This window comes from Desulfobulbus propionicus DSM 2032 (assembly GCF_000186885.1).
In the GTDB taxonomy this organism is placed as follows: domain Bacteria; phylum Desulfobacterota; class Desulfobulbia; order Desulfobulbales; family Desulfobulbaceae; genus Desulfobulbus; species Desulfobulbus propionicus.
This window is the reverse complement of sequence record NC_014972.1, coordinates 3452179-3479002: the sequence shown is the minus strand read 5'-3', so window position 1 is coordinate 3479002 and position 26824 is coordinate 3452179. Positions and strand designations below refer to the sequence as shown.

At 59.6% G+C, this 26824-nt stretch carries 21 protein-coding genes and 1 tRNA gene; 8 read left to right on the top strand and 14 right to left on the bottom strand.

Annotation, left to right across the window (positions count from 1 at the left end; translation table 11 throughout):
• Positions 1-137 precede the first annotated feature (137 nt).
• Both cobJ and DESPR_RS15135 read left to right on the top strand, forming a co-directional pair.
• The gene (cobJ, locus tag DESPR_RS15140; RefSeq protein WP_015725676.1) at positions 138-908 is read left to right on the top strand and encodes a precorrin-3B C(17)-methyltransferase; all 771 of its coding nucleotides are present in this window, start codon (positions 138-140) and stop codon (positions 906-908) included.
• 183 nt (positions 909-1091) lie between these two features.
• On the top strand, positions 1092-1466 hold the full coding sequence (locus tag DESPR_RS15135) for a cupin domain-containing protein (RefSeq protein ID WP_015725675.1): 375 nt from the start codon (positions 1092-1094) through the stop codon (positions 1464-1466).
• A gap of 9 nt (positions 1467-1475) precedes the next feature.
• On the opposite strand, the gene sugE is transcribed toward DESPR_RS15135, so the two are convergent.
• The 3 genes from sugE to DESPR_RS15120 form a co-directional block, all read right to left on the bottom strand.
• The gene (sugE, locus tag DESPR_RS15130; RefSeq protein ID WP_015725674.1) at positions 1476-1796 is read right to left on the bottom strand and encodes a quaternary ammonium compound efflux SMR transporter SugE; all 321 of its coding nucleotides are present in this window, start codon (positions 1794-1796) and stop codon (positions 1476-1478) included.
• A gap of 157 nt (positions 1797-1953) precedes the next feature.
• A complete protein-coding gene (locus DESPR_RS15125) occupies positions 1954-5046 on the bottom strand; it encodes an efflux RND transporter permease subunit (RefSeq protein WP_015725673.1) in 3093 nt (1030 codons plus the stop codon).
• A 3-nt stretch (positions 5047-5049) separates the two neighbouring features.
• A complete protein-coding gene (locus DESPR_RS15120) occupies positions 5050-6186 on the bottom strand; it encodes an efflux RND transporter periplasmic adaptor subunit (protein WP_015725672.1) in 1137 nt (378 codons plus the stop codon).
• 334 nt (positions 6187-6520) lie between these two features.
• Here DESPR_RS15120 and DESPR_RS15115 point away from each other — a divergent pair, with 334 nt between their 5' ends.
• Positions 6521-6913, top strand: coding sequence for a hypothetical protein (locus DESPR_RS15115; protein ID WP_015725671.1), 393 nt, complete (start codon positions 6521-6523; stop codon positions 6911-6913).
• A gap of 71 nt (positions 6914-6984) precedes the next feature.
• Here DESPR_RS15115 and DESPR_RS18080 read toward each other — a convergent pair whose 3' ends face one another.
• From DESPR_RS18080 to DESPR_RS15095, 4 genes are read right to left on the bottom strand one after another with little or no spacing between them, the layout of a single operon-like run.
• Entirely contained in the window at positions 6985-7176 is a 192-nt protein-coding gene (locus DESPR_RS18080; RefSeq protein ID WP_015725670.1) for a heavy-metal-associated domain-containing protein, read from the bottom strand.
• Between the two features lie 40 nt (positions 7177-7216).
• Positions 7217-8485 (bottom strand): D-glycero-beta-D-manno-heptose 1-phosphate adenylyltransferase, encoded by a 1269-nt coding sequence (rfaE2, locus tag DESPR_RS19100; RefSeq protein WP_015725669.1) that lies wholly within the window; start codon positions 8483-8485, stop codon positions 7217-7219.
• The gene (locus tag DESPR_RS15100; RefSeq protein WP_015725668.1) at positions 8482-9186 is read right to left on the bottom strand and encodes a DVU0298 family protein; all 705 of its coding nucleotides are present in this window, start codon (positions 9184-9186) and stop codon (positions 8482-8484) included. Before DESPR_RS15100 ends, rfaE2 begins: the two co-directional genes overlap by 4 nt.
• A gap of 15 nt (positions 9187-9201) precedes the next feature.
• On the bottom strand, positions 9202-9717 hold the full coding sequence (locus DESPR_RS15095) for a ferritin (RefSeq protein WP_015725667.1): 516 nt from the start codon (positions 9715-9717) through the stop codon (positions 9202-9204).
• 166 nt (positions 9718-9883) lie between these two features.
• On the opposite strand from DESPR_RS15095, the gene DESPR_RS15090 reads away from it, so the two are divergent.
• Together DESPR_RS15090 and fabB are read left to right on the top strand one after the other, a co-directional pair.
• The gene (locus tag DESPR_RS15090; protein WP_015725666.1) at positions 9884-10639 is read left to right on the top strand and encodes an SDR family oxidoreductase; all 756 of its coding nucleotides are present in this window, start codon (positions 9884-9886) and stop codon (positions 10637-10639) included.
• A 14-nt stretch (positions 10640-10653) separates the two neighbouring features.
• Positions 10654-11862 (top strand): beta-ketoacyl-ACP synthase I, encoded by a 1209-nt coding sequence (gene fabB, locus DESPR_RS15085; protein ID WP_015725665.1) that lies wholly within the window; start codon positions 10654-10656, stop codon positions 11860-11862.
• 180 nt (positions 11863-12042) lie between these two features.
• Here fabB and DESPR_RS15080 read toward each other — a convergent pair whose 3' ends face one another.
• The 4 genes from DESPR_RS15080 to rsmI all read right to left on the bottom strand — a co-directional run bounded on the left by DESPR_RS15080 (position 12043) and on the right by rsmI (position 16178).
• On the bottom strand, positions 12043-12642 hold the full coding sequence (locus DESPR_RS15080; protein WP_015725664.1) for an NUDIX hydrolase: 600 nt from the start codon (positions 12640-12642) through the stop codon (positions 12043-12045).
• Between the two features lie 82 nt (positions 12643-12724).
• Positions 12725-14575: a peptidase U32 family protein gene (locus DESPR_RS15075; protein WP_015725663.1), complete on the bottom strand. Its 1851-nt coding sequence runs from the start codon at positions 14573-14575 to the stop codon at positions 12725-12727.
• 273 nt (positions 14576-14848) lie between these two features.
• Complete coding sequence (locus DESPR_RS15070; protein WP_015725662.1) at positions 14849-15115, bottom strand: hypothetical protein; 267 nt, start codon at positions 15113-15115, stop codon at positions 14849-14851.
• Positions 15116-15308: 193 nt separating this feature from the next.
• The gene (gene rsmI, locus DESPR_RS15065; RefSeq protein WP_015725661.1) at positions 15309-16178 is read right to left on the bottom strand and encodes a 16S rRNA (cytidine(1402)-2'-O)-methyltransferase; all 870 of its coding nucleotides are present in this window, start codon (positions 16176-16178) and stop codon (positions 15309-15311) included.
• Between the two features lie 133 nt (positions 16179-16311).
• Between rsmI and DESPR_RS18075 the strand changes: the two genes are divergently transcribed.
• The 3 genes from DESPR_RS18075 (at position 16312) to DESPR_RS17535 (ending at position 23388) form a co-directional block, all read left to right on the top strand.
• Positions 16312-18726, top strand: a complete 2415-nt coding sequence (locus tag DESPR_RS18075; protein ID WP_081458057.1) for a hybrid sensor histidine kinase/response regulator — start codon at positions 16312-16314, stop codon at positions 18724-18726.
• A 167-nt stretch (positions 18727-18893) separates the two neighbouring features.
• Positions 18894-19757: a DMT family transporter gene (locus tag DESPR_RS15055; protein ID WP_015725659.1), complete on the top strand. Its 864-nt coding sequence runs from the start codon at positions 18894-18896 to the stop codon at positions 19755-19757.
• Positions 19758-19965: 208 nt separating this feature from the next.
• The gene (locus DESPR_RS17535; protein ID WP_015725658.1) at positions 19966-23388 is read left to right on the top strand and encodes a CHASE domain-containing protein; all 3423 of its coding nucleotides are present in this window, start codon (positions 19966-19968) and stop codon (positions 23386-23388) included.
• A 314-nt stretch (positions 23389-23702) separates the two neighbouring features.
• On the opposite strand, the gene DESPR_RS15045 is transcribed toward DESPR_RS17535, so the two are convergent.
• The 3 genes from DESPR_RS15045 to nhaB form a co-directional block, all read right to left on the bottom strand.
• A tRNA-Phe gene (locus DESPR_RS15045) sits at positions 23703-23778 on the bottom strand.
• A 58-nt stretch (positions 23779-23836) separates the two neighbouring features.
• On the bottom strand, positions 23837-24508 hold the full coding sequence (locus DESPR_RS15040) for a hypothetical protein (protein ID WP_169701645.1): 672 nt from the start codon (positions 24506-24508) through the stop codon (positions 23837-23839).
• Positions 24509-25076: 568 nt separating this feature from the next.
• On the bottom strand, positions 25077-26702 hold the full coding sequence (gene nhaB / locus DESPR_RS15030; protein ID WP_015725656.1) for a sodium/proton antiporter NhaB: 1626 nt from the start codon (positions 26700-26702) through the stop codon (positions 25077-25079).
• Between the last annotated feature and the right edge of the window lie 122 nt (positions 26703-26824).

The following is a 26824-nucleotide window of genomic DNA, read 5'->3' as shown; positions in this document are numbered from 1 at the left end:
TGGAGTCCGTTAGGCTGCAGGTACGGCTCTCTGCTCACTGGCCACGATGCACATGCGCATCGTGTCGTTTTTTTACCTAACAGACTCAACAACTCCAGACTATCAACCTCTCAGTTCAAACAGTAAGGAAACTCAACATGGCAACAGCACAAACTAGCACCCCCGGCACCCTCTCCGTTGTCGGCCTCGGCCCCGGCGCCACCGATCTCATGGCCCCCCGGGCCCAGGCTGCCTTGGAGCAGGCCGAAATCGTGGTCGGTTACCGCACCTATCTCGACCTGGTGCGCGATTGCCTCAACCCCCAGAGCGAGGTCCTGTCCTCGTCAATGATGCAGGAGATCGACCGCTGCCGCAAGGCCCTGGAGCTGGCGGAGGCGGGCCGCCGCGTGGCCCTGGTCTGCGGCGGCGATCCCGGCATCTACGCCATGGCCGGGCTGGTGTTTGAACTGGCCCGGTCCATGGAGGCCCAGGCCGCAATCGATATCATCCCCGGCATCGCCGCCCTCAATTCCTGCGCCGCTGTCCTCGGCGCGCCGCTGATGCACGATTTCGCCGCCATCAGCCTCTCCGACCTGATGACCCCCTGGGAACTGATCGAACGCCGCCTCGAAGCCGTGGCTCCGGCCGATTTCGTGGTGGTGATCTACAATCCCAAGTCCAAAAAACGCACCGATCAGATCGTCCGCGCCCGTGAGATCCTGCTCGCGCACCGCTCGCCGGACACGCCGGTGGGCATTGTCAGCGGCGCCACCCGCGAGCACGAGAGCGTGCGGTTGACCACGCTGGGCATGATGCTCGATGAGGAGATCGGCATGCAGACCACGGTGATCATCGGCAACTCGCAGACCTTTGTCTGGCGGGAAAAAATGATCACTCCACGCGGTTACAGCAAGAAGTATGGACTGTGAGCGGGATGCCCCCCGCGGGCACGCCGAGGAGAGCGCGGGAGCGAGTTTCTCGTTCAGTCTGGTCTCGGCGATGGTTTCGCCGCAGACCGGGGGTGGGCCTGTGCGCTCTGTACGGCCTATGGCCGGCCGCGCTGGTGGTGTCCCTGGATTGAACGAATTAGCGTGAGCGCCGCGAGGAACGGGATGAGCGACGAGGAATACTATTTCGAGGAAGGCTGTTTCATCCTCGAACTGCACAATACCCCCGACGACCCGGCAGTGTCCGTGGCCCGTGCCCGGGTGGCAGCGGGGCAGTCCACCCGATGGCACGGTCTTGAGGGCATCCAGGAGCGGTACCTGCTGCTGGAAGGCAACGGCCTGGTGGAAGTCGGCGACGAGCCCCCCCGGCAGGTCCAAGCCGGCGATGTGGTGCTGATCCCTCCGGGTTGCCGGCAGCGAATCACCAACATCGGCCATGTGGACCTGCTCTTTCTTGCGGTCTGCACGCCACGTTTTCTTCCCGCGGCCTATCGCGATCTGGACCAGCAGCGCCGCGAGAGCAAAAAGGGGCCAGGCTGATTCTTGATTTCAGGCGGGCGAGGCCAGCTTGAGGCCGATGATGCCGGCCAGGATGAGGCCAAGGCTGAGCAGCCGCGCCGGATTGGCCGGTTCGTCAAAGAGAACGATCCCCAAAAGAGCGGTGCCCACCGCGCCCACCCCGACCCATACCGCATAGGCCGTGCCCACGGGCAGCGACTTGACCGCCAGGCCGAGCAGACCCATGCTGAGCACCATGGCCAGCACGGTGCCGATCGTAGGCCACAGGCGGGTGAACCCGTCGGTATACTTGAGGCCGATGGCCCAGCCGACTTCAAGCAGGCCGGCAGCGAGAAGGATAATCCAGTTCATGGCAGAAAAAAATAGTGTGCATGGCGAGGTTGCTCCGGAGAGGCTGTGGGCACGAGAGATCGCGCCCATGCCATCAGTCCGTATCCAAAGGGTTTGCCTGCTTTTTGTCAGGATAACCGGAAAAACAATCAGCAAAACGGGCGGGGCAGGCGGTGCGTCAACCCGCCTCGGTTCTTTCTTGTTTGCTGGCCTCCCTGGAATGATCCTTGGCCACCAGCATGTAGATCGACGGGATCACAAACAAGGTAAAGAGCGAGCCGATGGCCATCCCGCCCACCAGGACCAAACCGATGGAATTGCGTGCCGCCGCACCGGCGCCGGTGACCAGGGTGAGCGGAAAATGACCGGCAATGGTGGCGCCGGTGGTCATCAGGATCGGCCGCAGCCGGGTCATGGAGGCTTCAAGCACGGCGGAGTGTTTGCTCAATCCCTGTAATTGCAGCTTGTTGGCAAACTCGACGATGAGAATGCCGTTTTTCGACACCAGCCCGACCAAGGTCACCAACCCCACCTGCGAATAGATGTTCAAGGTCGTGGTCCAGCCCTTGGTCCAGAAGGGGACATTGGGGTCGGGCATCTTGAGGAAGGTGAAGATCAGGGCGCCGAACATGGCGAGCGGTACCGAACCGGCCAGGATGACGAAGGGGTCGCGGAAGCTGTTGAACTGGGCCGCGAGCACCAGAAAAATCAGCACAATGGCCAAGGCGAAGGCCTGGACAAAGGTGTTGCCCTCGACGCGGAGCTGGCGGGATTCGCCGGTATAGTCGAGGCTGTAGCCCTGGGGCAGGATCTTGGCCGCCTCGTCCTCCAGAAAGCGCAGCGCCTCGTCCAGCGGCCGCACCGGATAGGCGCTGATGGTGACCGCGTTGAGCTGTTGGAAGCGGTTGAGCGAGCGAGCCTCGGTGGTGTTCTTGAGGGTGGCGATGGTGGACAGCGGCACCAATTGGCCATTGGGGCCAGTGACATGGATGGTGCTCAACTGTTCCGGATTGAGACGGTCGACCCGCATCACCTGGGGAATCACCTTGTAGCTGCGGCCGGCGATATTGAAGCGGTTGACGTAGTTGCCGCCCATCATCGTCGCCAGATCGACGCCCACCTGCTGCAGGTTGAGACCGATGTCGGCCACCTTGTCGCGGTCGATGACGATTTCCGACTGCGGTTGATCGATCTTGACGTCGATCAGCGGCGGGAAGGCGAACATCTTGCTCTGGGTAGCGGCCGTCTGGATCTGATGGGCGAAGGCGAGCACCTGGTCGAGCTCGGCGGTGGAGGCGATGACGAATTCCACCGGGAACTGGCCGCCGCCGGGCAGCGCGGGCGGAGTCACCGGCAGCACCCGCACCCCGGGAATGGCATGGAGCTTCATCGCCACCTCAGGCATGATCTCGAAGATGGTCCGCTCGCGCTCCTGCCAGGGTTTGACCACCATGCCGCTGAACCCGGAACTGGGTTCGGTGAGTTGGAACACAAAGTTGTTTTCGGCAATGCTGTGGAAGACCTGGTTGACCGCCGCCGAATACAGACTGTTCTGGTCAAGGGTCGAGTTGGCCGCGGAATCGATGATCCCGAAGATGACGCCCTGGTCCTCGGTGGGGGCCAATTCCTTGGCGGACATCTTGAACAGGGGCACGGCCAGCAGGCTGAGCACGATCCAGAGGACATAGACCGCCGGCCGGTGGCGGAGGGTGATCTCCAGCCAACGGCCGTAGGTGATGCGCAGCCGGTTGAAATCGCGCTTGATCTTGCCGGCCAGGCCACGGTCGGTCATGCCTGCCTTGAGCAGGCGGGACGACATCATCGGCGACAGGGTCAGGGCGACCACGCCGGAAATGGTCACTGCCCCGGCGAGGGTAAAGGCGAATTCACGGAACAGCGAGCCGGTCAACCCGCCCTGCAGGCCGATGGGTGCATAGACTGCGGCCAGGGTAATGGTCATCGAGATCAGCGGGTTGACCAGTTCGCGGCCGCTGAGCAGGGCCGCCTCGATCGGGGTCTTGCCCTCGCCGAGATGGCGTTCGACATTTTCGACCACGACAATGGCATCGTCGACCACCAGTCCCACGGAAAGGACGATGGCCAGCAGGGTCAGCAGGTTGATGGTGAAGCCGAACACCTGCATGAGAAACATCGCCCCGATCAAGGACAGCGGGATGGTTACCACCGGGATCAGGGCCGAACGCAGCGAGCCGAGAAAGAGAAAGATGATGATCACCACGATCACCAGCGTCTCGCTCAGGGTCTTGACCACCTCCTTGATGGCGTTCTCGATGTAGTCGGTGCCGTCGTAGGCGATGCGCGCCGTCAGGCCGCTGGGCAGCTGCTTGTCGATGGCCGCCATTTCGGCTCGCACCCGCTTGATCACCTCCAGCGAGTTGGCATTGGGCAGGGGCCAGATGCCCATGAACACGGCGGTCTGGCCGGAAAAGCGCACCTCGCTCTCGTAATCCTCGGCGCCGAGCACCACCTCGCCCACGTCCTCGATCCGCACCAGGGCGCCCTGGTCCTCGCGAATCACCAGTCGCTTGAAATCCTCCACCGTGCGCATGTCGGTGTTGGCGGTCAGATTGACCTGGACCAGCGAACCCTTGGTCTTGCCGACTGCGGCGAGGAAGTTGTTGGCCGCCAGGGCTTGGCGGACCTGGGCCGGACTGACGTTGAAGGCGGCCATCCGGTCGGGATCGAGCCAGATGCGCATGGCAAAGGTGCGGGCGCCGAGCACGTCGGCCCGCTGTACCCCCTGGAGGGCCGACAGCCGGGGCTGGACCACGCGCACCAGATAGTCGGTGATCTCGTTCTGCTCGAGAAGCTCGGAGGTAAAGCTGAGATAGGCCGAGGCAAACTTGGAATCGGCCGACTCGACGTTGATGATCGGGATCTCGGCCTCGGGCGGCAGGTCGCCGCGCACCTGGTCGACCTTGGAGCTGATTTCGGACAGGGCCTTGATCGGGTCGTAGTTGAGGCGCAGGCGGGCACTGATGGTCGAGACGCCCTGGGCGCTCTGTGACTGGAGATAGTCGATGCCGTCGGCGGCGGCAATGGCCCGCTCCAGCGGGGTGGTGATGAAGCCGCGCACCAGATCGGCGCTGGCGCCGGTGTAGACGGTGGTGACCGTGACCACGGCGTTGTCGCTCTTCGGATACTGGCGGACATTGAGCGAGCCGATGGCTTGGAGACCGGCGATGATGATCAGCAGGCTGGTCACCATCGCCAGCACCGGCCGCTGGACAAAGAGATCGGTGAATTTCATGGCTCAGCTGTCCTTGGGCTGGGGCGCCAGGTTGAATTCCGGGGCCAGGGTATTGTCGACGACCACGCCCTGGCCGTTACGCAGCTTGAACACCCCGGTGCTGACCACGGTCTGCTCGGGCTTGAGCCCGGAGGTCACGGCCACGAAATCGCCGCGTTTTTCTCCAAGGCGGACAAACTGCTGACGCGCCACCAGGCCAGCCTTGCCACCGCTCTCGGCCTTGGTTTCCTCGACGATGAACACCGAATCGGAATAGGGCGCATAGAGCACGGCCGTGGTCGGCACGGTCAGCACCGGACTCTTCTTGGGCAGGACCACCGCCACGTTGGCGAACATCCCCGGCCGGAGGAGCTCGCCCTGGTTGCCGAGGGTGGCCTGGACCCGGATATTGCGGCTGCTGGCATCGACATCCGGATTGATGGCGGTGATGGCACCGTTGATCGTCTGCCCGTCAGGCAGTCCGTCCGATGTCAGCCGAACCGGATAGCCGGTTCGGATCAGGGGCAGCTGCTGCTGGGGCACCAGGAAGTTGACAAAGATCGGGTCGAGCGATTGCAGGGAGACGATGGGCTCGCCTTCCTTGATGATTTGGCCGATGTTCACCTGGCGAATGCCCAGCAGGCCGCTAAAGGGGGCGCGGATGGTCTTCTTGGCGATGGTGGCGCGGATGGCGTCGGCCTGTGCCAGGGCCTGCTTGTACTGCGCCTCGGCGTTGTCATAGTTGGCCTCGGGCACGGTTTTGGTGGCCAGCATCTTCCGGGAGCGATCCAAGGTCACCTTGGCCAGGGCCACCGCCGCCTCGGCCGCGCGCAGCTGCGCGGTTTCCGTACCGATGTCCTGCTGGACCAGCAGTTCACCGGCCTTGACGTGCGTCCCCGGTTCAAAGGCAATGACCGTCACCTTGCCGGTGACCTCGGCGGTGATGGTCACGCCCTGGACCGCCTCCAGTGAGCCGACCGCGGTCACCAGCGACTCCCAGTTCTGCTCCTTGACCGCGCAGGTGGTCACCACTTCGGGCGGCACCACGGTTGTTTTCCCCTTGTTGATTAGGGTGGTGATCTGCAGCACCTTGGTCCCTGCCAGCGCACCGACCACCACCACGATCACCGCGATACTCACAAGAAACGGTTTGATTTTCATTCCATGCCCCCAGCACAAGAAAAGCGGCCCGGGAAGTGCTCCAGAACCGCCAAGTTATCGAATTTGCCACCATAACATTGCCTTCTTGGGTGGTCAACAAGATGTGCCGGCAGTGGATACATTCTGCAAAAGGGCCGTATTGGCGCGCTTGTCCTTTGTCCTCCATCGGCTTGTTCCCCAATGCGCCTGACCCGGCAGCAACATTTACCGCATCCTTACTGTACGGTCGTGCTGGCCTGCATTAGAGTGGGGGCAAAGAGAGGCCGAAGAGGGCGGCCGTGAAGCCGAATCGTTTCCAAAACGAGCAGCCATCCGGGCGGGGAGGGAATGCACCATGCATATCAGCAACCATATCGATCGCAAGCGACACCACATCACCATCGAGGTCAGTGGTCGGATCGATGCCCACGCGGTGCATCCGCTCATTCAGTACGCGATCCTCGAGACCTACGGCCAGAGCTATCGTGAAATGGTCCTTGATCTGCGGCGGGCCGAATTCGATCATTGGGCTTCGATGTCCCGCCTGCGTTCGTTGCTGCAGGTGTTCAAGTCGGTGATCGTGCAGCAGGAGCTGCGGGTGACCGTCCTGTTCTGTCTGGATGACCCCGCACCATCGAAGCCCCTGGACGGCACGTCGGAGTTGGAAGGTGTCACCATCCGTTATTGCAACAACCACAGGGCGGCCGGACATTTTCTTGTGACCGACGAAATGGAAACGGTCCACTGACCGGATCGTTGCCGGGCAGGGGGCCGGCCGGCCGCCAGCCTGCTCGTGCTAGGCGTTGGTTGGTGGAGAGATCAATCGACCACGGTAAACCCCTTGGCGGCGATGGCGCGTCGCACCACGGCCGCGTCAAGGCTCCCTGCAAAGCGGGCTTCGCCCTTGTCGAGATCGATGGTCACCTCGCTGGCGCCCAGTTCTTCCAAGACTTTTTTGGCGGTTGCCGCGCAGTGCTGGCATTTCATGCCGTTAATCCGCAAAGTTGTCATATATTTTCCTCTGTTGTTGATGAAATCGGCCGGGAACGGGTCAGGATGATGTTCTGATTTTTTCAATCAGGCCGGTGGTTGAGCGATTGTGCTCAAAGGGAATGCGCACCACTCGGCCGCCGGCGTCCTTGACCTCGGCCGCGCCGACGATCTGGTCTTCGGCGTAATCCGCGCCCTTGACCAGCACCTCGGGCAGAATGGCCGTGATCAGGTCGATCGGCGTTTCCTCGGCAAACAGGACCACGAAATCAACACAGCCCAATGCCGCCAGCACCCGGGCCCTGTCGGCCTCGTGATTCATGGGCCGGCCCGGTCCCTTGAGCATCCGTACCGAGCTGTCGGTGTTCAATCCAACCACCAGGCAGTCGGCGGTACGGCGGGCGTGCTCCAGATAGCTGACATGGCCGGCATGGAGGATGTCGAAGCAGCCGTTGGTAAAGGCGATGCGGCTGCCGTGACGGCGGATCAGCGCCAGTTCGGCCAGCAGGGGTTCCAGGGCGCGGATTTTGTCCCGGTCGGGACGCACCCAGGGGCGATCGCCCGCGGGAAAGAAGCGGCGCCGCTGTTCGTCGACCGTTCCGGGAGCCAGGGCACAGCCGATCACCGTGGCCTCGGTAGCGGCGGCCTTGAGCACCGCGCCGTCCGGGCCGATGATCATCGAGTGACCGGCCATCTCCATGCCGCCGGTGCAGCCGCAACCGTTGGCCGCCGCCACATAGACCTGATTTTCGATGGCCCGGGCCCGCAGCAGGGCCTGCCAGTGGTCAAGACGGCTGAGCGGCCATTCCGCCGACACCGCCAGGAGCTGGCCGCCGGCAAACACCTGGCTTCGGGCGACGTCGGGGAAGCGGAGATCATAGCAGATCAGCCCGGCCAGGGGGCCGTGGGCGGTGCGTAGCAACGGCGCGGCCTCGCCGCCCTGGTAAAAACGATCCTCCTGCCAGAAGGCAAAGAGGTGCTGCTTCGACAATTTGCCCACCACACCCCGCGGCCCGGCCACAAACAGGGTGTTGTACGGCCGGCCGCCGTTTGTGTCCAGTTCGGTGAGGGAACCGGCGACATAGACCTGATGACGGGCCGCCATCCGCTCCATGGCCTCCAGGGCCTCCGGGGTGCGCTGTCCCAGTTGCGCGGTCCGTGGATAATCGAACCCGGTGGCCCACATTTCGGGCAGGAGCACCAGGGCGCCCGGGGCGGGCCCGTAGCGGTCGATCAGCTGTTCGGCCTGGGCGATGTTGCGCTCCACTGCGGCCAAGGCGATCGGGAACTGCACGCAGGCCACCGCAGGAAAAAGCGATGGCGCGGTCATTCGTTCATCCTCTCCAGCGCCGCCTGCGCCAACTCGCCGACGGTGGTCGTCTGGAATTTCCCCTCCCCGTACAGGGTCACCGGGGCCGAGTCCAAGGCCAGCTGCCGCAGGGTCGCCTCGGTGGCCGTCAGGTAGAGGTTGCCGCAAGCCACTATGGCCGATGCCCTGGTTTCTGCATCCTTGGTGTGCAGATAGGGCGGAATGTCGGCTCCTGCGCCTTTTTCGCGCAGAAGTTCGGGCCGACAACCGCTCAGCCGGGCCATGCCCCACAGCACCCCCCGCTGCAGCAGCGGATGCTCGATGTAGTTGCCGTCCTGGCAGATCTCCTCACCGTCCTCCCGCATGTAGGAAATCAGCATGTGCGCGTATTCCTTGGCCAGCACCGGATGATGGCACATGCTTTCGGCCAGGGCCTCGGGAACGCCCCAGCCGATACCGCCTGATTCGTCGTTGAGGCTCCAGAGGAAGCGGCGCATCACGATTCGAGCCTCTTCCATCTCGATTTCCGCCAGGCGGGCCACTGCCTCGCCCATGCAGGTGATCGCCCGCCAGCGCAGGCTGGGCTCTTCCCGGCAGATCAGGGGGAACAAGGCGTTGACCGCATCCTTGGGCGGAAGCAGGGCCAACTCGTGTCGCATGGGGCCAAGATCCTGGCCTCGCAGCAGCTCCAAGACCCTGGCTTTGATCGCGCGGCTGCCCACGTCGGACTCCGGGCCTTACTCAGCGGCCGGCTGCGGCATGGTGAAGACCCGCTTGCCCAGCTCCGCATCCATCATGAACAGCCCGGAGGGGGTGTCCTGAATCATCCGCAGTCTGTCGACTATGGCGCCGACACTGGCCTCTTCCTCCACCTGCTCGGACACGAACCACTGGAGAAAGTTGTTGGTGGCGTGATCCTTCTCGCTGATCGCCAGATCGACCAGATCATTGATCAGGCTGGTCACATGTTCTTCATGCTTCTGGATGGCCTCGAAGGCGGCCAGGGGCGAGGCCCAGGTGGATTCCGGTTTGGCAATGGCCTCCAAGGTCACCCTGCCGCCGCGCTCGCACACGAAATCGTAGAATTTCATCCCGTGCATCAGCTCCTCCTGCACCTGGGCCCGCATCCAAGCGGCAAAGCCATTCAGGCTGATCGACTGGAAGTAGGACTCCATGGACAAGTAGAGGTACGATGAAAACATTTCCGCGTTGATCTGGTCATTGAGTGCCTTGAGCATCTTTTTTTTCAGCATGGTGTTCTCCTTTGGGGGGCAACTGGTTGAGTCGATAACGATTGCTGTTCACGGTGCAATGGTTGGACTATAAACACAACCATGAGGAATTCCAGGCTCTTTTGGAAAAATGTTGTTTTTTGCAGGCAAACCTGTTTCCCTTAGCGGACACGAAAGGAGAAAGATCATGCAAAAAACCATTTGTATTACCGGCGCAACCTCCGGTTTTGGCAAGGCTTGCGCCGAGCGCTTTGCCCGGGAAGGATGGCGGCTGATTGTCACCGGCCGCCGCGTCGATCGACTGCAAGAACTGACGGACCAGTTGCACGGGGTGCCCGTGCATGCGGTGCAGCTCGATGTCCGCGACCTCGCGGCGGTCAAGACCATGGCCAGCAACCTGCCCGAGGGGTTTCGCGACATCGATGTCCTGGTCAACAATGCCGGCCTGGCGCTCGGTCTGGAGGGGGCGCACGAGGCCAGCCTCGACGACTGGGAAACCATGATCGACACCAACATCAAGGGGCTGTGCTACCTGACCCGCTGCCTGCTGCCGGCCATGGTGGCGCGCAACCAGGGACACATCATCAACATGGGTTCGATCGCCGGCAACTACCCCTATCCGGGCGGCAACGTCTACGGCGCGACCAAGGCCTTTGTCAAACAGTTCTCCCGCAACCTGCTCACCGACCTGATCCATACCAAGATCCGGGTGACCAACATCGAACCCGGCCTGGCCGAGAGCGAGTTTTCCATCGTCCGCTTTCACGGCGACAAGGACAAGGCCGACGCGGTCTACAAGGGCACCCAGCCACTGACCCCGGTCGATATCGCCGAGATCGTCCACTGGGTGACCAGCGTGCCGCCGCATGTCAACATCTGCACGGTCGAGGTCATGCCGGTCTGCCAGAGCTGCGGCCCCTTGGCCGTCCATCGGGAAGCCTAAGCACGGAGAAGCGAATGCGACGAGTTGTGATCACCGGCATGGGCATTGTCTCGTCCTTGGGCGACTCCACCGCCGAGGCGCTGGCCTCCCTGCGCGAGGGACGGTCCGGCATCCGCTACCACGAACCGTACCGGGAGATCGGGCTACGGGCCCAGATCGGCGGTTTTACCTCGGTGGATGTCAAGGAACATATCGACAAGAAGAACCTGCGCTTCATGGGCAATGCCGCCGCCTATGCCTCGATCGCGCTTTCGCAGGCCATCGCCGATGCTGGACTGGCCGAAGACGAGGTGTCCCATCCGCGCACCGGACTGATCATCGGTTCTGGCGGCACCTCGGCGGAGAACGTGGTCGCCACGGCCGATACCATGCGCGACAAGGGACTGAAACGGCTCAGTCCCTTCATGGTGCCGCGCACCATGAGCAGCACGGTTTCCGCCTGCCTGACCAGCACCCATCGCATCATGGGGCTATGTTATTCGATCTCCTCGGCCTGCGCCACCGGCTCCCACTGCATCGGCGCGGCCATGGAACAGATCCAGATGGGCAAGCAGGATCTGGTTTTTGCCGGCGGCTCCGACGAGGAGCACTGGACCCAGACTGCCATGTTCGACGCCATGGGTGCCCTGTCCACCCGGTACAACGACACCCCCGAACGGGCCTCGCGACCCTATGACCGCAACCGCGATGGTTTTGTGGTCGCCAACGGCGCCGGTATCGTGGTGCTGGAAGAGTATGAACGGGCAAAAAGACGGGGAGCGAACATCTACGGCGAGCTGGTCGGCTACGGGGCCACCGCCGACGGCTCGGAAATGGTCCAGCCCTCGGGCGAGGGCGCGGTGCGCTGCATCCGTCTGGCCTTGAACACCGCCCAGGGGCCGATCGACTACATCAACGCCCACGGCACCTCCACGCCCATCGGCGACATCGTCGAGCTGCGGGCCATCCGCGAGGTGTTCGGGCCGGACAGCCCGCCGATCAGCTCGACCAAGTCCCTGTCCGGCCACAGCCTGGGTGCGGCCGGCGTGCACGAAGCCATCTACAGCCTCTTGATGCTGAACCACGGTTTCATCTGCGGCTCGGCCAACATCGAAGAAATGGACCCCGATGCGGTAGGCCACAACATTGTCGAAACCTCCCGCGACGCCTCCCTCAGCACGGTGATGAGCAACAGCTACGGTTTCGGCGGCACCAACGCCTGTCTGGTTTTTCGCCGAGCATGAACGGCGGTGACAGAACATGTTGCCGTCGCCCGCTCCCATGGTGCGGGGGAGGGGGGCTCTTTGCCTTGCCCGGGTCGGCAGTCAGATAATATCGGCACGCCCGCCATCGGTTCTTTTCCCAATATTTTTTGCTAGACAGGCTTTATCTCTTTCCTCAAGCAAAGAGGGAGTCGCCTGTTCTTAGGCGAGTCTCTGTTCTGCCCCTGGATCAATCGGCAATATTTTGATATTTCCAGCAAAGTAGCAGTCAACGATGCTTCTGTCCGCTTCGAAGGCATAGCCTATTTCCTTATGCTGTTCGCCGTCTATCCACCGCAGCGCGGTGAGGTCGTCTCCAGGTCGCAGGATTCCACCCGATTGTTGTCCCGTTAGCACGACAACAAGGGTGTGATGCAGGTCGTCAAGATGGTTGGACACCACATTGACAATGCCGTCGATACGTATTTTCAACCCTGTCTCTTCGGCAACCTCGCGGTGGGCGGTGTCGATGAAAGACTCCTCGTATTCGATATATCCTCCAGGCAGGCACCATCGGCCCCCATATCGTGATCGTTCGGACCGTCTGCCGATCAACACCTTCCCTTCACGCGATCGAATGATGATGGTGATGCCTGGATGTGGATTGAGGTAATGAACAAAGGCGCATCGGTCACATCGTTGCCGTTCAAATTTCGCCAGTGTTTTTTGATGCAGTCGCTGGCCGCACTGGGGGCAAAAGTGCAGGCGCCTGTTGTTGCCAGCCAAGTCGCCAGAATTGCTGAACACTTGCACCAGATCCATTCCTTGCCACCTCATACTTGCTTTAAGCCGACCCGAAGGGTGAAAAAAAACGAGCGGTTGCTGGTTGCATCAAGAGAAGGGCTCATTGTTGATGGTGTTCGATGTTGCGAACAGCCATTTCACATCGGGAGCAATCAAAACACAGTTCATAGGTTCCGGTCTTGTCGGTGAGAAACAACGGCTCGGCGATGCGCCCCTTTTGTATCTTCGCGCCACTGCAAAGACCCAGCTGGAATCTGATGCAGTACTTCGTGGTCATCAAGGCGCATTCCGGAACATTGCCGGCCCGGAGCAACTCCGGATGGAGCTGCCGGACACCGTGATGCAGGAAAAAAATCGCGGCGTTCCGGTTGGTGATATTGTCGGTGTATGCCACTGTGGCGGCGACCCACGGCGCATCGTTGCGGGGGCGGATTTTCTCTTGCCTGGGATACGACGCGCGCCGAATTTCGAGATGCCGGGCAAAGGCCTTTCGCCGCAAGGCGTTGAGCACCGAGGCCGGGAGGAACCGTCCAGGAGACAGGTCGAGGCTGACATCGGAAACCGTAAAAACCGTGCCGCCGCTTTTCTTCAGCTGCCGCACGGCCACCGACGAGATCGTCTCCCCCTTGATCGCCGTCTCTTTGTCCGTCTCGATCGTCGTGGTCGATGCGATTTCGTCTTCATCGGTGATCGTCAACTGTACGCCCTCAGCGTGTTCAGCCAGGCGCATACGCACGGCCAGCTGGCGGCAAAGGGTGCTCTGTTCGAGCACCCTGTTGAACTGAATGTCGAAATTGCGAAAGATCTCCGTCCCCGGCGACAAGCGCAAGCGGGCGACACCATCCTTGGGAAAGATCGTGCGTCCCTCGACACGGTTGACCCGCACGCCCACCAGGGTATTGTCGCGGTCAAAAAAACAGAGGCCGTCACCGTTGTGCACGGCTTCATCGCCCGCGAGTGTGAAGCTGCGGGCATCCACAGTGCTGACCCGTCCGATCCGCTTGCCGATGGATTTGGGCGTGCGGATTTCCGCCATCGCCTTGTCTCGCCGGTGAACAAAGTACGTGGTGGCGCCCCGGCTGAACGATCGTGCGGGGTCGGGGGTAAAGCGAAATTGGCATCGGCCCGACGAGGCCCGCAACAGATCGTTCCTCGTATCGATGATCGCGTCAAGGGCCAGGCGATAGGCGGCGGTGACATTCTTCACATACGACACGTCCTTCAGACGGCCCTCGATTTTAAAAGAAGAGATCCCGGCATCGATCAGGGCGCCAAGGTGGTTGGACAGATCCAGATCCTTGAGGCTGAGCAGATGGCGGTCCTTGACCAGCACGGTTCCCTGCCCGTCAACCAAGTCAAAGGCGTGCCGGCAGAACTGGGCGCATTGCCCTCTGTTGGCGCTGCGACCGGCCATCACCTCGCTGATGTAGCACTGGCCGCTGTAGGAGACGCACAGTGCCCCATGTACGAAAAATTCGAGAGGTACCGTGGTGGCGTCCCGGATCTGCCGTATTTGGGCGAGACTGAGTTCCCGGGCCAGCACCACCTGGGTAAACCCCATCTCTTCCCAAAACCGTACCTTCTCGACCGTCCGGTTGTTCATTTGCGTTGAACTGTGGAGCGGAATGGGGGGCAGATCTGCCTCCAGCAGCCCGACGTCCTGGATGATCAGGGCATCGACCCCAATCGAGTACAGCTGGTGGATCAGCCGCACCGCGACATCAAGTTCATCGTCCTCCAAAAGGGTGTTCAGGGCGACATAGACCCTTGCCCGGAACTGATGGGCATAGGCCACCAGCCGTTCTATGTCGACCAGGCTGTTGGCGGCGGCTGCCCGAGCACCAAAAAGGGGGCCGCCGATATAGACGGCATCGGCCCCGTGGTCGATCGCGGCGATGCCGCAGGAAACATTTTTTGCCGGAGCCAAAAGCTCAATTGTTCGTGCATTCATGGGGGAGGAAGAACGGCCGGGCAGAGAGAAAGTGCGCCACATGCGCGGGCAACGGCAGTCTTTGCGGCTGATTCGGTCAGGGCGGGTTGGGGCAGCGGCTGTCTCCCCGGGCCAAGTGATGGCAGAGGCTGTTTTTCTTCCAGCCGCCGCGGCTGGCCGCAAAGCATGGCGAAAGAAAAACAGCCCCGAAATACATGGCCGCCGGGAAAGCAAGCCCTCGAAGTGAACGGCAAGGGTGGACAGTCTTGTCCCTGTCCCCGGCAAGCCGTTGGCTTATTCGGAAAGACGCTGCGAAATACGCTTGTAGGTTTCCTTCAATTCGTCGCCGACGATTTTGGCCTTGGCGATATATTCCTCGGAAGTTTCCACCGCATCGTCAGCTATTTCCGCAGCCTTGCCTTTCAACTGGTCCCAAACCTTTTCCGCCCCTTCAATCTCGTCCCGGACCTCCATCGAGCCAAGGTGAGCTTTCAGCGCTATTTTGTCCCGTTCGGTTTTTAATTTCTCGACGAGATTGTCAAACTCTTCTTTCATTCCCATGCATGACCTCCTTGCAATGGTGGTGCTCCAAGACGAGCAAACAGATGGTTGAATGATTCGCAACAGTACAATGTATATGAAAAAAAACCGTGTCAATGGCAAAAGGAGGCGATGAGCCGCTCGGCCGCTGGCGTGTCGCCGGAGGCAACCCAGGAATGCATGCCTCCGCCAGCGGCCCGGGGGGGGTGGGTTGTCAGCCATCTCCCCAGAGGGAAAGCGCTTTTTTGTAGACGAGAGACCGGGGAATCCCCAGGTCGGCGGCAATCGCGTTGACCGCGGTTTTGAGGCTCGATTGCTGTTCATCGCGATACCAGATCAACAGTTCCTCAAGGTTCGCCGCGGGGTCGGCGGCGGTATCCGGGGCGCCTTGAATGATCAGGACCAATTCCCCCTTGATCCCGCCTCGCAGGCGATCGCACAGGTTTGCAAGCGTGTCTTCCAGGCATTCTTCGTATATTTTGGTCAGTTCGCGAAAGAGCTGGGCAGGGCGGTCGCCAAGGCAGTGGACCATGTCGGCCAGGGTGTCGGATATCCGGTGGGGCGATTCATAAAAGACCAGTGTGCACGGCAGTGAAGCAAGACGACGCAGCATGTTCTGCCGTTCGCTTTTTTTTGCGGGGAGGAAGCCGCCAAAAAAGAACGGCGTCGGGGAAAGGCCGGCAACGGACAAGGCGGTCGTTACGGCGCAAGGCCCGGCTATCGGAACGACGTGGATGCCCGCTTGCCGTGCCTTGCGCACCAGGATACCTCCGGGGTCCGAGATGGCGGGCGTCCCGGCATCGGAAACAAGCCCGATGTTCTTCCCCGCTTGCAGCAATTCGACCAGCAGCGCCGCCTTTTCCTGCTCTTTTTCGCGGTAGTAGCTGATCAGGCGCGGAGCAATATCGAGATAGCGGCAGAGATTTTTTGTGCGTCTTGTATCTTCGCAGGCTATACAATCAACCGAGGCCAGGGTTTCGATGGCTCGATGGCTCAGGTCGCCCAAGTTGCCAATGGGGGTCGCCACCACATATAATTTTCCAGGTTGAACGGCTGCCGGGCCTTTCTGTTCGTCGTCGTGCATGATGTGAGAATCGAATGTGCCGCAAGGTATCGGCGGGATGAAGGAAAGCGTTCAATGTGAATGAAGGGCCCTGTATTGTCTACGCAAGAGCCTCTGATCGAACCCATTTTTCCATAAACAGTGAAGTGCTAGTATGATGATCAACCAAGCGCAAGGGAGAATGGGCAGCGTGCCCCCATGGTATCGGGCAGGCTTTTTAAATTCGAGCGTTCCGATGCTGTTATTAAATGTGACTGATATCGGAATAAAATGCAAAGAAATTGAACAATCGGACATTGCCGACATAGATCAGTATCTATCTGCGGAACTTTTTTTAAAGAAAAATAGCGCATCATTTATAAAAATATATTCGTTGAATCAATCCGTTGTTGATTTATTCGCAGATGGAAAAAGATCTTCGATACTCGAAGGGAGATCGTATGTATTTAATGTTTTATATAATAAAATTTGTGACAATATAATATCTAACTTTCTTTGCGGAAGAAAGAATACGTATCATGATTATAATGTATTGGATGTTAATAAAAATGAATTATTTTTCAATGTCAAGATTGATATATTTGGAGAGAAACAAGATTATTATGCATTGGTCTTGATTGAAAATATAACATCAAGAAAGAATTTTGAAAAAATTTCAACAGAATTCATTGAAAAATACTATTTATTACTACAGTCAATAAATGAGCCTATCATCATAGTTGATTCATTCAGCGGGATTATTTTGGAGGCAAACAATCACGCCCTTGATTTTTTCAAATTCGTCCACGGGGGCATTGTCGGCACGCATCATGGCGATTTTTATGACGGGAAGGAAAGAGATAACTACATTGAATTTTTCAATAAAAAAATAAATGAAGAACCTTGCGACGATATTCTCAATTTCTTTATAAAGAACAAGGATAATGAAAAGATTCCGGTACAGATACAAATTGACACCGCTTTGATCGGCACTAGGAAGGTTGCTCAGGTAATGTTTTATAATATGAGCAATCGTTTTAAAATGGAAGAAGGACGGCGGTTGCTGGCAACCGCTGTCGAGCAGGCGGCCGAGTCTGTAATTATCACCGATATCTTTGGCAATATCCAATATGTGAATCCCGCCTTCGAGGAAGTCAGCGGCTACTCGTACCCGGAGGTGTTAGGGAAAAACCCGCGATTGCTGCAGAGTGGCGAAACGCCGCCGTATCAATACAAGCTGATGTGGGCGGAAATTGCGAAGGGGCACGTTTGGCGCGGGACCTTCACCAACAAGAAAAAAAATGGCGCCTTGTACAAGGAGGAAGCCACCATTACTCCGGTGCGGGACAACAATGGCCATATCATCAACTATGTCGCGGTCAAGCGCGATATTACCCAGCACTTGATTCTGGAAAATCAGATCAGGCAGTCGCAAAAAATGCAGGCCATCGGGACATTGGCCGGCGGGGTGGCGCATGATTTCAACAATATTTTGACGGCCATTCTGGGGTATGCGGAGCTGTCGCAGGGGCAGTGCCCATCCGATTCGCTGTTGTACAAGAATTTGGGAGAAATCGTCAAGGCTTCGGAACGGGCCGGACAACTGGTCGACCAGATCCTTCAGTTCAGCAGGCAGGGGGAGAAAAATGTATCGAGTCTGCAACTCGGCCTTATTGTCAAGGAAGTGCTCAAGCTGTTGCGCGCCAGCTTACCGGCGAATATTGAACTCATCTCCGACATTGCCCCGAATGCCTATGTGAAAGCTGACCCCACCCAGATGCACCAGGTCATCATGAATCTCTGTACCAATGCCTATCAGGCCCTGGAAGGAAAGGGCGGGGCGATTCATGTCCGGTTGTACACCAGAACGCTTTCGCCCAAAGAAGGGGTCGAGATCGGCAATCTGCAACATGGATCCTATGTCTGCCTCCAGGTCGAGGACACGGGTGTTGGCATTCCGCCGGAATATCTTCAGCGGATTTTCGAACCCTACTTCACCACGAAAAAGTTGCACGAAGGCACGGGGTTGGGCCTGTCGGTGGTCCATGGCATCGTCAATGACCATCGCGGGGCGGTGACGGTGGAGTCGATCCCCGGAAAAGGAAGCTGTTTTACCGTTTTTCTTCCGGAAGCGGCCCAGGAAGAGGACAACCGGGCCGAGCAGAATGAAACGGCCAGCCCGCCGCGGGAAGGGCACATCCTGGTGGTGGACGATGAACAGCCTATCGCCTTTTATCTGGAACAGGTGCTCAGCCATCTCGGGTATACGGTGACATCCTGTCGTTCGAGCGAAGAGGCCTATCGGCTTTTCCTGTCGCGAAAAGGGCTGTTCGATCTGGTTCTCACCGACATGGGGATGCCGGGAATGACCGGCCTGGAACTGGCCACCGCACTGAAAAAAATACGCGAGGATATTCCGGTGATTCTTTGTACCGGCTATAGTGAACAGGTAACTGCGGACAATTATGAGCAAATGGGTTTGGCCGGCTTTGTCGCCAAGCCGTTCAGCGCTGAAAGCGTCTCGCGGGAGGTCACCAGAATCCTTGCCAGGACGCCGATCGAGAACCGCCCTTCTCCTCCTGTCCGGTGAAGAGGCCGCGCGAGGGGTCTTGTTCCCTGCCGTTCGCGACCGTCCCCCTGGCTTCCATCATGCACGCGCCCTGGATGCCCCCCTCGGCGCTGTCCACTTTTTCTTTTCTCATGCGATCAAACAGGTATTCAAGCATTCCCCCGTCGCTTTGGTTGCTGCATGGCGGCATGGCTCTTTCGGCCTTTCTCGTGTCCACCTCGTTTATCGTGGGCAAATTGATCACGCCGTTCATGGATCCGGTGGTCTTGACCCTGATCCGCTTTATCCTGGCGACGCTGCTCTTTGCCCCCTATGTCGGCCGCACCTTCGGTTGGTCCCGTCCACGCCCTGCCGATCTGTTGCGCTACAGTCTCATCAGCGGGACCCTGGTCGGATTTTTTTGGTTGATGTTTCTTTCCTTGCGCATCACCACACCGCTGAACACCGGGGTTATTTTCACCACCGTGCCTGGCATTTCCGGATTGTACGGCTGGATACTCCTGCGCGAACGGCTGGGAGGCTATCGCCTGGCGGCCTTGGCCCTGGCCATGATCGGTGCGCTGTGGGTCATTTTCGAGGGCGATTTCGAGCGGATGGCGCGCCTCCAGCTCAACCGCGGCGACCTGCTTTTTTTCTGCGGCTGTCTGCTGATGGGACTTTACATGCCGTTGGTGAAATTGCTCTATCGCGGCGAGTCCATGGCGGTGATGACTTTCTGGATTCTCGCCACCGGCAGTGCCTGGCTCCTGCTCTTTACCCTCGACAAGCTTCCCCTCGTCCCCTGGGAAGCCATTCCCGCAGGCGTATGGGGGGGAATCGCCTATTTATCCATCTTCACCACCATCATCACCTTTTTCATCAACCAGTGGGCGACGCTGTACCTTGGGCCGACCCGGGTCAGCGCCTACTCCTATTTCTATCCGCCGTTGATCGTGCTGATCGAGTGGCTGCTGTACCGCCAAATCCCGTCCATGCAGGCGGCGATGGGGGTGGCGGTCATTCTGCCGGCCATCGTCATTGTGCAGTGGCATGACCGAAGGGGCCAACGGTAAGCGCTGTGGCGGCAAAAGGGGGGCCTGTTCGCCGCCGGGGAGACGGTCCCCGAGTCCAGCGCGCGGTGCAGGGCTGCCGCGAGCGTGTTCCTGACCGGCGCCAAGCCCATGTCCCATCCCCTGCCGCCCCTCTCATGTCATGACTCCCTTTCATTCTGCAGCGGGCGAGCGCTGGTCGAATGAACTTCTCGTCATGGAGACCTTGTTCATGCAAGATCCTGTAGCCCCCGCCAAAAAAAGCGCTCCCTTTGCCGCGATATCCGTGCTGGTGGTCCCCCTTGTGGTGCTGATCGTTTCGCTCGTCGCCACAATGCTCCTCTGGCACCTCGTGGAGCAGGGGGCACGAGACCGCGCGGAATTCAGCTTCGGCGGCCAGATCGAAGAAATCACCGGCCGGCTCCTCAGCCGCCTGAAAGACAATGAAAATGTGCTCCTTGGCGGCAATGCCCTGTTCAGCGTTCACGGCGAGGCCTTGACCCGGGAACAATGGCACCTGTACGCCTCGTCACTTCAGCCGGATATCCATAATCCCGGCATTCTCGGCTTTGGCTACGCCGCCTGGATTGCCCCCGAACAGAGAACGACGCACATCCAGGCCATCCAGGCCGAGGGATTTCCCGGATATACCATCACGCCGGAAGGCGAACGGCCGGTCTACACCGCCATTGTCTGGCTGGAGCCCTTCAACGAATTGAACCGGCGCGCCTTTGGTTACGACATGTATTCCGAGCCGGTCCGGCGGGCAGCCATGGAGCGGGCGCGCAACACGGGCAAGACCAGTATCAGCGGCAAGATTGTCCTGGTCCAGGAAGCCGGCGAGGCGAATTCCCAAGGTGGCATACTGATGTACCTGCCCTCGTACCGACGGGGCATGCCGACCGAGACGGTCGCGCAACGCCAGGCCGCGTTGCGCGGGTTCGTCTACAGCCCGATCCGCATGCACGATTTCGTCCGGGCCGCGCTCGTCAACATGCCGGCCGAGGTGGATTTCGACCTCTATTCCGGTCAGAGCGCCCAACCGGAGCGTCTGTTGTTCAGCAGCAGGCAGACCAGGGAGCGCATGACCCCCGCAGATTACGCACCAAGGTTTTCCGTCGCCCGGACAATCGAGGCCTATGGGGCCAGCTGGCATTTCCTTTTCACGTCCCGGCCCTCATTCGACGCCGAGTTCAGTCATGAAAAGTCGTTGTTCATGCTGTTTGGCGGCGTCCTCCTGAGCTGTTTGCTGAGTACCCTGGTGTTCATGCAAGGGCGGGCCCGCCGGCAAGCCCAGGTTATCGCCGAGCAGATGGCGCGGCGGGTGGCGGCGCAGCAGAAACTCGCCCTGCATGTGCAGCAGACGCCGCTTGCGGTGATCGAATGGGATGAATCCTTCAGGGTGACCGCCTGGAACCATTCGGCCGAGGAAATTTTCGGCTACACCGCCGAGGAGGCGTTCGGCCGCGATGCTTCCTTCATCATTCCCGACAGCGCCCGGGAGCAGGTAAAAACCGTGTTCCAAAAAGTACGGTCCGAGAGCGGCGGTCAACGGAGCACCAACCAAAACCTCACCAAGGATGGCAGGATCATCGAGTGCGAGTGGAGCAACACGCCGCTGGTGGACGGTCGGGGCAATTTCATCGGCGCGGCCTCGCTTGCCCAGGATATCACGGAACGGCGGCGTGCCGAGGAGGCGCTGCTTCGGGAACGCAACCTGTTGCAGTCGGTCATGGACGGGACAAGGAATTCGCACCTGGCGTATCTCGATCGCGATTTCAAGTTTGTCCGCGTCAACGTGGCGTTTGCCGCGTCCTGCGGATATCCTCCGCAAGAAATGATCGGTAAGAACCATTTCGACCTCTATCCGGATGCCGAGAACGAGGCCATTTTCAAACAGGTCCGAGAAACCGGTGAAGCCTTCGAGGCGCGGGATAAGCCCTTCGAGTATCCGGATCAGCCCGAACGGGGCCTGACCTGGTGGGACTGGGCACTCTCGCCGGTCAAGAATGAGCGTGGCGAGGTCATCGGCCTGGTTCTATCCCTGTTTGACATCACCGGCCGAAAAAAGATGGAGCAGGCGTTGCAGACCAGTGAGGCCCGCTTCCGGTTGATGTTCGAGCAGCACAGCGCCATCATGCTCCTCATTGATCCGGACAGCGGCCGCATTTTGGACGCCAACAAGGCCGCCGCCGCGTTTTACGGCTATGCGCGGGACACCCTGCGAACGATGACCATCGACCAGATCAACTGCCAGTCGCGCGAAGAGACGGCCGCCGTGCGCCAGCAGATCCAGGATCGGACTCTGTCTAACTTCACCGTCAATCATCGTCTGGCAGACGGCATCGTTCGGACCGTCGATGTCCATGCCGCGCCGATCTGCTTTCAAGACCAGCTGATCAACTTCGCCATCATTTATGACGTCACCGAACGCCAACGGGCCGAGGCGGAACGGGAACGGCTGGAAGCGCAAAACCGGCAGCTGCAGAAATCGGAAAGCCTGGGCCGGATGGCCGGTGCGATCGCGCATCATTTCAACAATCAGTTGCAAGCGGTGATGATGAGCCTGGAAATGACCCTCGGCGGGCTGGACGACCCGGCGCGGTACGAGGAAATCAGGACCTACGTGCATACAGCCCTTCGCGCCGCGGGCAAGGCCTCGGCGGTCAGCAAGCTGCTGCTGACCTATCTTGGCCAGACCCCCGGCACCTATGAACAGCTGGACCTGGCCAGGACATGCCGAAACTCTCAGCCCATGCTGCTGGCTGGCATGCCCAGCAGCATGGAATTCCGTCTGAACGCGCCGCAATCGGGGCCAATGATCAAGGCCGTGGAAAATCAGATCCAACAGCTTCTCGTCAATCTGATCACCAACGCGTGGGAAGCCTGCGCCAACGACCGCGGGGTGGTGACACTGACCATTAAAACGGTGACCGAAGCCGCGATACCGGCCAGGCATCGCTACCCCATCGATTGTCAGCCGCCGGCTCAGCCATACGCCTGCATTGAGGTAACAGACACCGGTTCGGGCATTGTGGAAGCGGATATCGACCGCCTTTTTGATCCATTTTTTACCAGCAAGTTCACCGGCCGGGGTATGGGATTGGCGGTCGTGCTCGGTATTGCCCGCGCGCACAAAGGGGTGGTGGCCGTGGAGAGTGGTCCCGCCCAGGGCAGCACGTTTCGCGTGTTCCTGCCCGTGGATACGGCGGCGACCCCGACAGCGCCCCTGCCGGAACTTCCGCTTCCGGAGGCGGTGGGCAGCGGAACGATTCTCATCGTCGATGACGAACCGGTATCGCGCAGGCTGGTCGCCCGCATGCTCCAGTCGTTTGGCTACACCGTGCTGGAGGCGGAAAATGGGGAGCAGGCGGTGGACATGTTCGAGCGTCATGCGGGCCAGATCACCGTTGTCCTGTGTGATGTGATCATGCCGCGGATGAACGGCTGGGAAACCCTGGCCGCCCTGCGGCGCCGGTCTCCCGAGCTGCCGGTCATCCTGGCCAGCGGCTACAGCGAGTCGCAGGTCATGGAAGGGGACCACGACGACATGCCGCAGGCGTTCCTCGAAAAACCGTACCGGTTTGCGAAATTAAAGGAAACGCTTGCTCGCGTGATGCTCAATGGCGAGAAGCAGCCGCTTCCCTTGGACTGATGGCCGCCTTGGGCAATTTTTTCCCTTCGGAGATGTTCAAGCGGCACGGGGGGAGGATGGTTCGAGTGGCGAACAACGGGGGATCCGGAATCGGGGGAAAAAGACAGGTGCAAAGAGCAGGCTGAACAAGAAGAACGGAAGCGGGGAAAGGGATAAGCGGCAATCAAACCACCGTTAGCTGTAACGGCGTCCAATAGGTGGATCGGCGGGTGGAGCTTTTATGCCCCACGGGCATATTTTTCGGTTCAAACCTGCGCTGGTATAACCCGAAAAAAAAAGAGGTTAGGCTGTGTGAGCCTAACCTCTTGAATTTTTGGTGCCGAGACCAGGATTTGAACCAGGGACACACGGATTTTCAGTCCGTTGCTCTACCGACTGAGCTATCTCGGCGCACGCACTTACAGAATCAGTCTTTTAATAAAAAAACAGGGCTGTTGTCAATCTTTTTTTATTTTTTCTTTTCCCCGAAAAGATCGCCCAGATCGATGTCAAAATTATCAAGAGCGGTTCCGGTCTTCACTGACGGCAGATAGCGTTTTCCGGCCGCGCTGCCGCTTACGATCTTGGCCGGCGCTTCCAGGTCAAGCCCATTGAAATGCAGGTCTTCGAGCCCTGATGATTTTCGGGGCAAGTCGTCTTGGGGCGAAACGGGAGGCGCGGAAGAGGCTGCCACGGTTTCGGTGGTGAGAACCAACGCTTCCTCGTCGGGTGCAGCCTCAGCAGGACGTTTGGCTGGAGGAGCCAAGTCGGAAATGTCGAGATCGCCAAAATCCAAGGTCGGCAATGCATCCTCGATGTCTTTGGATTCCTTGTCCAGATCGAGTGTATATTCGGCGACCGGGGACACCTCCTCGAAATCATCCAAGTCCACCGTTAGTTCCTGCCTGGTGTCGGTGAGGAAGATGTCTTGCTGTTGCGGGACGATCGGTTCATCCCCAAGAATAAACTCGGTATCTATCCCTTCTCGCAGCGGCTGTTGCGGTTCCTTTTCCTGCCCATCCCCGGCGATCTCAAGGGATTGCACCACCGGCGGAGACGAAGGGGAAGACGGACCGGTGGAAAAGTTCAAAAAAGAAGGCGCGATAGCATCATGGATGGTGCCGTTCAGTTCCGTGGCCAAGGGGCCAAAAAATTTTTTGCATTTCTTGCACGATTCCAGATGGTCAAAGGAGATGTAACCGCATTTTGGGCAACGCATTGTTTTCGCCTTGTTAAAAGGAATGACCGCGTATCTGGCGGATGGGTGGGAGCCTTACTGTGGCCCATTATCGCATAAGGATTGAAAGAAAATCAAGGCATGAAAAAAGAACCGTTCAATTTGTTGGCCAACGGGAGGGTTCATCCGCTGGCGCCCAGCATCCTCCAGGTTGGGCTCATCGGCCATTCCCAGGAGGCCATTGTCTGGCAAGCAAGATCGTGCGACCTCTCCCCGGTCAGGGGGAAGTCAAGTGCCCCTGGCGTCCTCCGGTTTTCGGGGCAGGGCGGTCGCGTCTGTTGCCAGAATGGAATGGAGCCCGCCGTTTCGATCGACTGGCGATGGCCAAGAAACGGGGAAGTTGGCCGCCTGTTGGCCCGTCGCGGGTCGACTTCCTGGCGCGGCGGACTGTGCAACGGGACGATTTTTCGATGGGCCCACACAAGCCCTTGGCCCGCGTGGGCAAGGGCTTGTGTGTCCGTGTGTGCCGCTGTTACAGGAACAGGTAGGTGGCCAGCAGGCCGGCGAGAGACATGGTGATGGTGTAGGGCAGGGCGAGCAGCACCATGCGGCCGTAGGACAAGCGGATGACCGGGGCCAGGGCCGAGGTCAGGAGGAAGAGGAAGGCGGCCTGACCGTTGGGGGTGGCGACGCTGGGGATGTTGGTGCCGGTGTTGATGGCCACCGCCAGCTTGTCCAACTGGTGCATCAGGGCGTCTGCCTGCTCGGCCGCCGCCTGGGGCAGACCGGCCAGCACTTCCTGGCGGGCGATGTTCGGGTCGGTGAGCTTATCCATCAGCTGTTCGCCGGTCATGCCGATATCCGGAAGAGCGCCCAGCATGTTGACAAAGTGCATCTTGGTTTCCGAGATGTAGACCGTGGCCACGAACACGTTGTCGGAGATGGCCGAGAGCAGGCCGTTGGCGATGTAGTAGGCGGCCAGCTGGGAATGCCCCTGGAGGCTGAGCACGTAGTTGATCACCGGCGCGAACAGGTGCTGGTCATGGATGACAGCAACAATGGCGAAGAACACCACCAGCAGGGCGGTGAAGGGCAGCGCCTCCTCGAAGGCGCGGCCGATCTGATGTTCCTCGGTGATGCCGTTGAGCGCGGTGAGAAAGACGATGACCGACAGGCCGATGAGGCCGACGGCGGCCAGGTGGAAGGCCAGGGCGATAATCAGCCAGATGCCGGCCAGGGCCTGGAAGGCCAGCTGCAGCTTGCCCTTGAAGCCGCGTTTGGCCTCCATCTTGGTTTCGGTTTCCAGCAGATGAGAGCGGATGTTGCCGGGCAGTTCAAAACCGTAGGTGAACCACTTTTTCTTTTCCACATAGTAGCAGGTGGCCAAACCCACCAGCAGGACCGGCAGGGACACCGGGGCGACCTTGATGAAGAAATCCATGAAGTGCCAGCCCATCTCGCTGCCGATCAGCAGGTTCTGCGGTTCGCCCACCAGGGTGCAGACCCCGCCGAGCGCCGTGCCCACCGCGCCGTGCATCATCAGGTTGCGGAGAAAACCCCGGAACTGCTTGAGTTCCTGCTGTTCGGTTTCCTTGAGAGCCAGGTCGCTGGTCAGGTCATGGACGCCGGCACTGCCGTCCTTGCCGGACACATAGCGGTGATAGATGTCGTAGAAGCCGTAGGCCACGGCGATGATGACCGCGGTGACGGTGAGGGCGTCGAGGAAGGCGGAAAGAAAGGCGCCGGCAAAACAGAACAGCAGGGAAATTTTGTACTTCGACTGTACCTTGACCAGGATGCGGGTGAAGGTGAAGCGGAGGAAATCCTTCATGAAATAGATGCCTGCCACCATGAAGATCAACAGCAGGATGACCTCGAAGTTATTGAGCGCCTCGTGGTAGACGGTTTCCGGTTTGGTCATGCCGATGAACACCGCCTCTGCTGCCAGCAGGCCGCCCGCTGGCAGGGGGTAGCATTTCAGGGCCATGGCCAGGGTGAAGATGAATTCGCCGATCAGTACCCAACCGGCAATGAACGGTCCATAGAACTTGAGCAGGAAGGGATTGGCCACCAGAAACAACAGGATGGTCAGTTTGTACCAGAGGGGCGCATTGCCGAGGAAGTTGCGGGCAAAGGCTTGCGGATAGGATTGGGGCATCGTGGAATCTCCTGGGTTGAAAAAACTGTGACGGACCGTCCGGCGTTGCCGTGGCCAGAGCTGTCCGTGGACATGGATATGCCGCTTTCCGAGGGGAACAGCCCGATCGGGCGGCGGTTTTC

Coding starts and splice junctions, on each gene's coding strand:
- cobJ (WP_015725676.1), top strand. CDS start 138: ATGGCAACAGCACAAACTAGCACCCCCGGCACCCTCTCCGTTGTCGGC.
- DESPR_RS15135 (WP_015725675.1), top strand. CDS start 1,092: ATGAGCGACGAGGAATACTATTTCGAGGAAGGCTGTTTCATCCTCGAA.
- sugE (WP_015725674.1), bottom strand. CDS start 1,796: ATGAACTGGATTATCCTTCTCGCTGCCGGCCTGCTTGAAGTCGGCTGG.
- DESPR_RS15125 (WP_015725673.1), bottom strand. CDS start 5,046: ATGAAATTCACCGATCTCTTTGTCCAGCGGCCGGTGCTGGCGATGGTG.
- DESPR_RS15120 (WP_015725672.1), bottom strand. CDS start 6,186: ATGAAAATCAAACCGTTTCTTGTGAGTATCGCGGTGATCGTGGTGGTG.
- DESPR_RS15115 (WP_015725671.1), top strand. CDS start 6,521: ATGCATATCAGCAACCATATCGATCGCAAGCGACACCACATCACCATC.
- DESPR_RS18080 (WP_015725670.1), bottom strand. CDS start 7,176: ATGACAACTTTGCGGATTAACGGCATGAAATGCCAGCACTGCGCGGCA.
- rfaE2 (WP_015725669.1), bottom strand. CDS start 8,485: ATGACCGCGCCATCGCTTTTTCCTGCGGTGGCCTGCGTGCAGTTCCCG.
- DESPR_RS15095 (WP_015725667.1), bottom strand. CDS start 9,717: ATGCTGAAAAAAAAGATGCTCAAGGCACTCAATGACCAGATCAACGCG.
- DESPR_RS15090 (WP_015725666.1), top strand. CDS start 9,884: ATGCAAAAAACCATTTGTATTACCGGCGCAACCTCCGGTTTTGGCAAG.
- fabB (WP_015725665.1), top strand. CDS start 10,654: ATGCGACGAGTTGTGATCACCGGCATGGGCATTGTCTCGTCCTTGGGC.
- DESPR_RS15080 (WP_015725664.1), bottom strand. CDS start 12,642: ATGGATCTGGTGCAAGTGTTCAGCAATTCTGGCGACTTGGCTGGCAAC.
- DESPR_RS15075 (WP_015725663.1), bottom strand. CDS start 14,575: ATGAATGCACGAACAATTGAGCTTTTGGCTCCGGCAAAAAATGTTTCC.
- DESPR_RS15070 (WP_015725662.1), bottom strand. CDS start 15,115: ATGGGAATGAAAGAAGAGTTTGACAATCTCGTCGAGAAATTAAAAACC.
- rsmI (WP_015725661.1), bottom strand. CDS start 16,178: ATGCACGACGACGAACAGAAAGGCCCGGCAGCCGTTCAACCTGGAAAA.
- DESPR_RS18075 (WP_081458057.1), top strand. CDS start 16,312: ATGATGATCAACCAAGCGCAAGGGAGAATGGGCAGCGTGCCCCCATGG.
- DESPR_RS15055 (WP_015725659.1), top strand. CDS start 18,894: ATGGCTCTTTCGGCCTTTCTCGTGTCCACCTCGTTTATCGTGGGCAAA.
- DESPR_RS17535 (WP_015725658.1), top strand. CDS start 19,966: ATGCAAGATCCTGTAGCCCCCGCCAAAAAAAGCGCTCCCTTTGCCGCG.
- nhaB (WP_015725656.1), bottom strand. CDS start 26,702: ATGCCCCAATCCTATCCGCAAGCCTTTGCCCGCAACTTCCTCGGCAAT.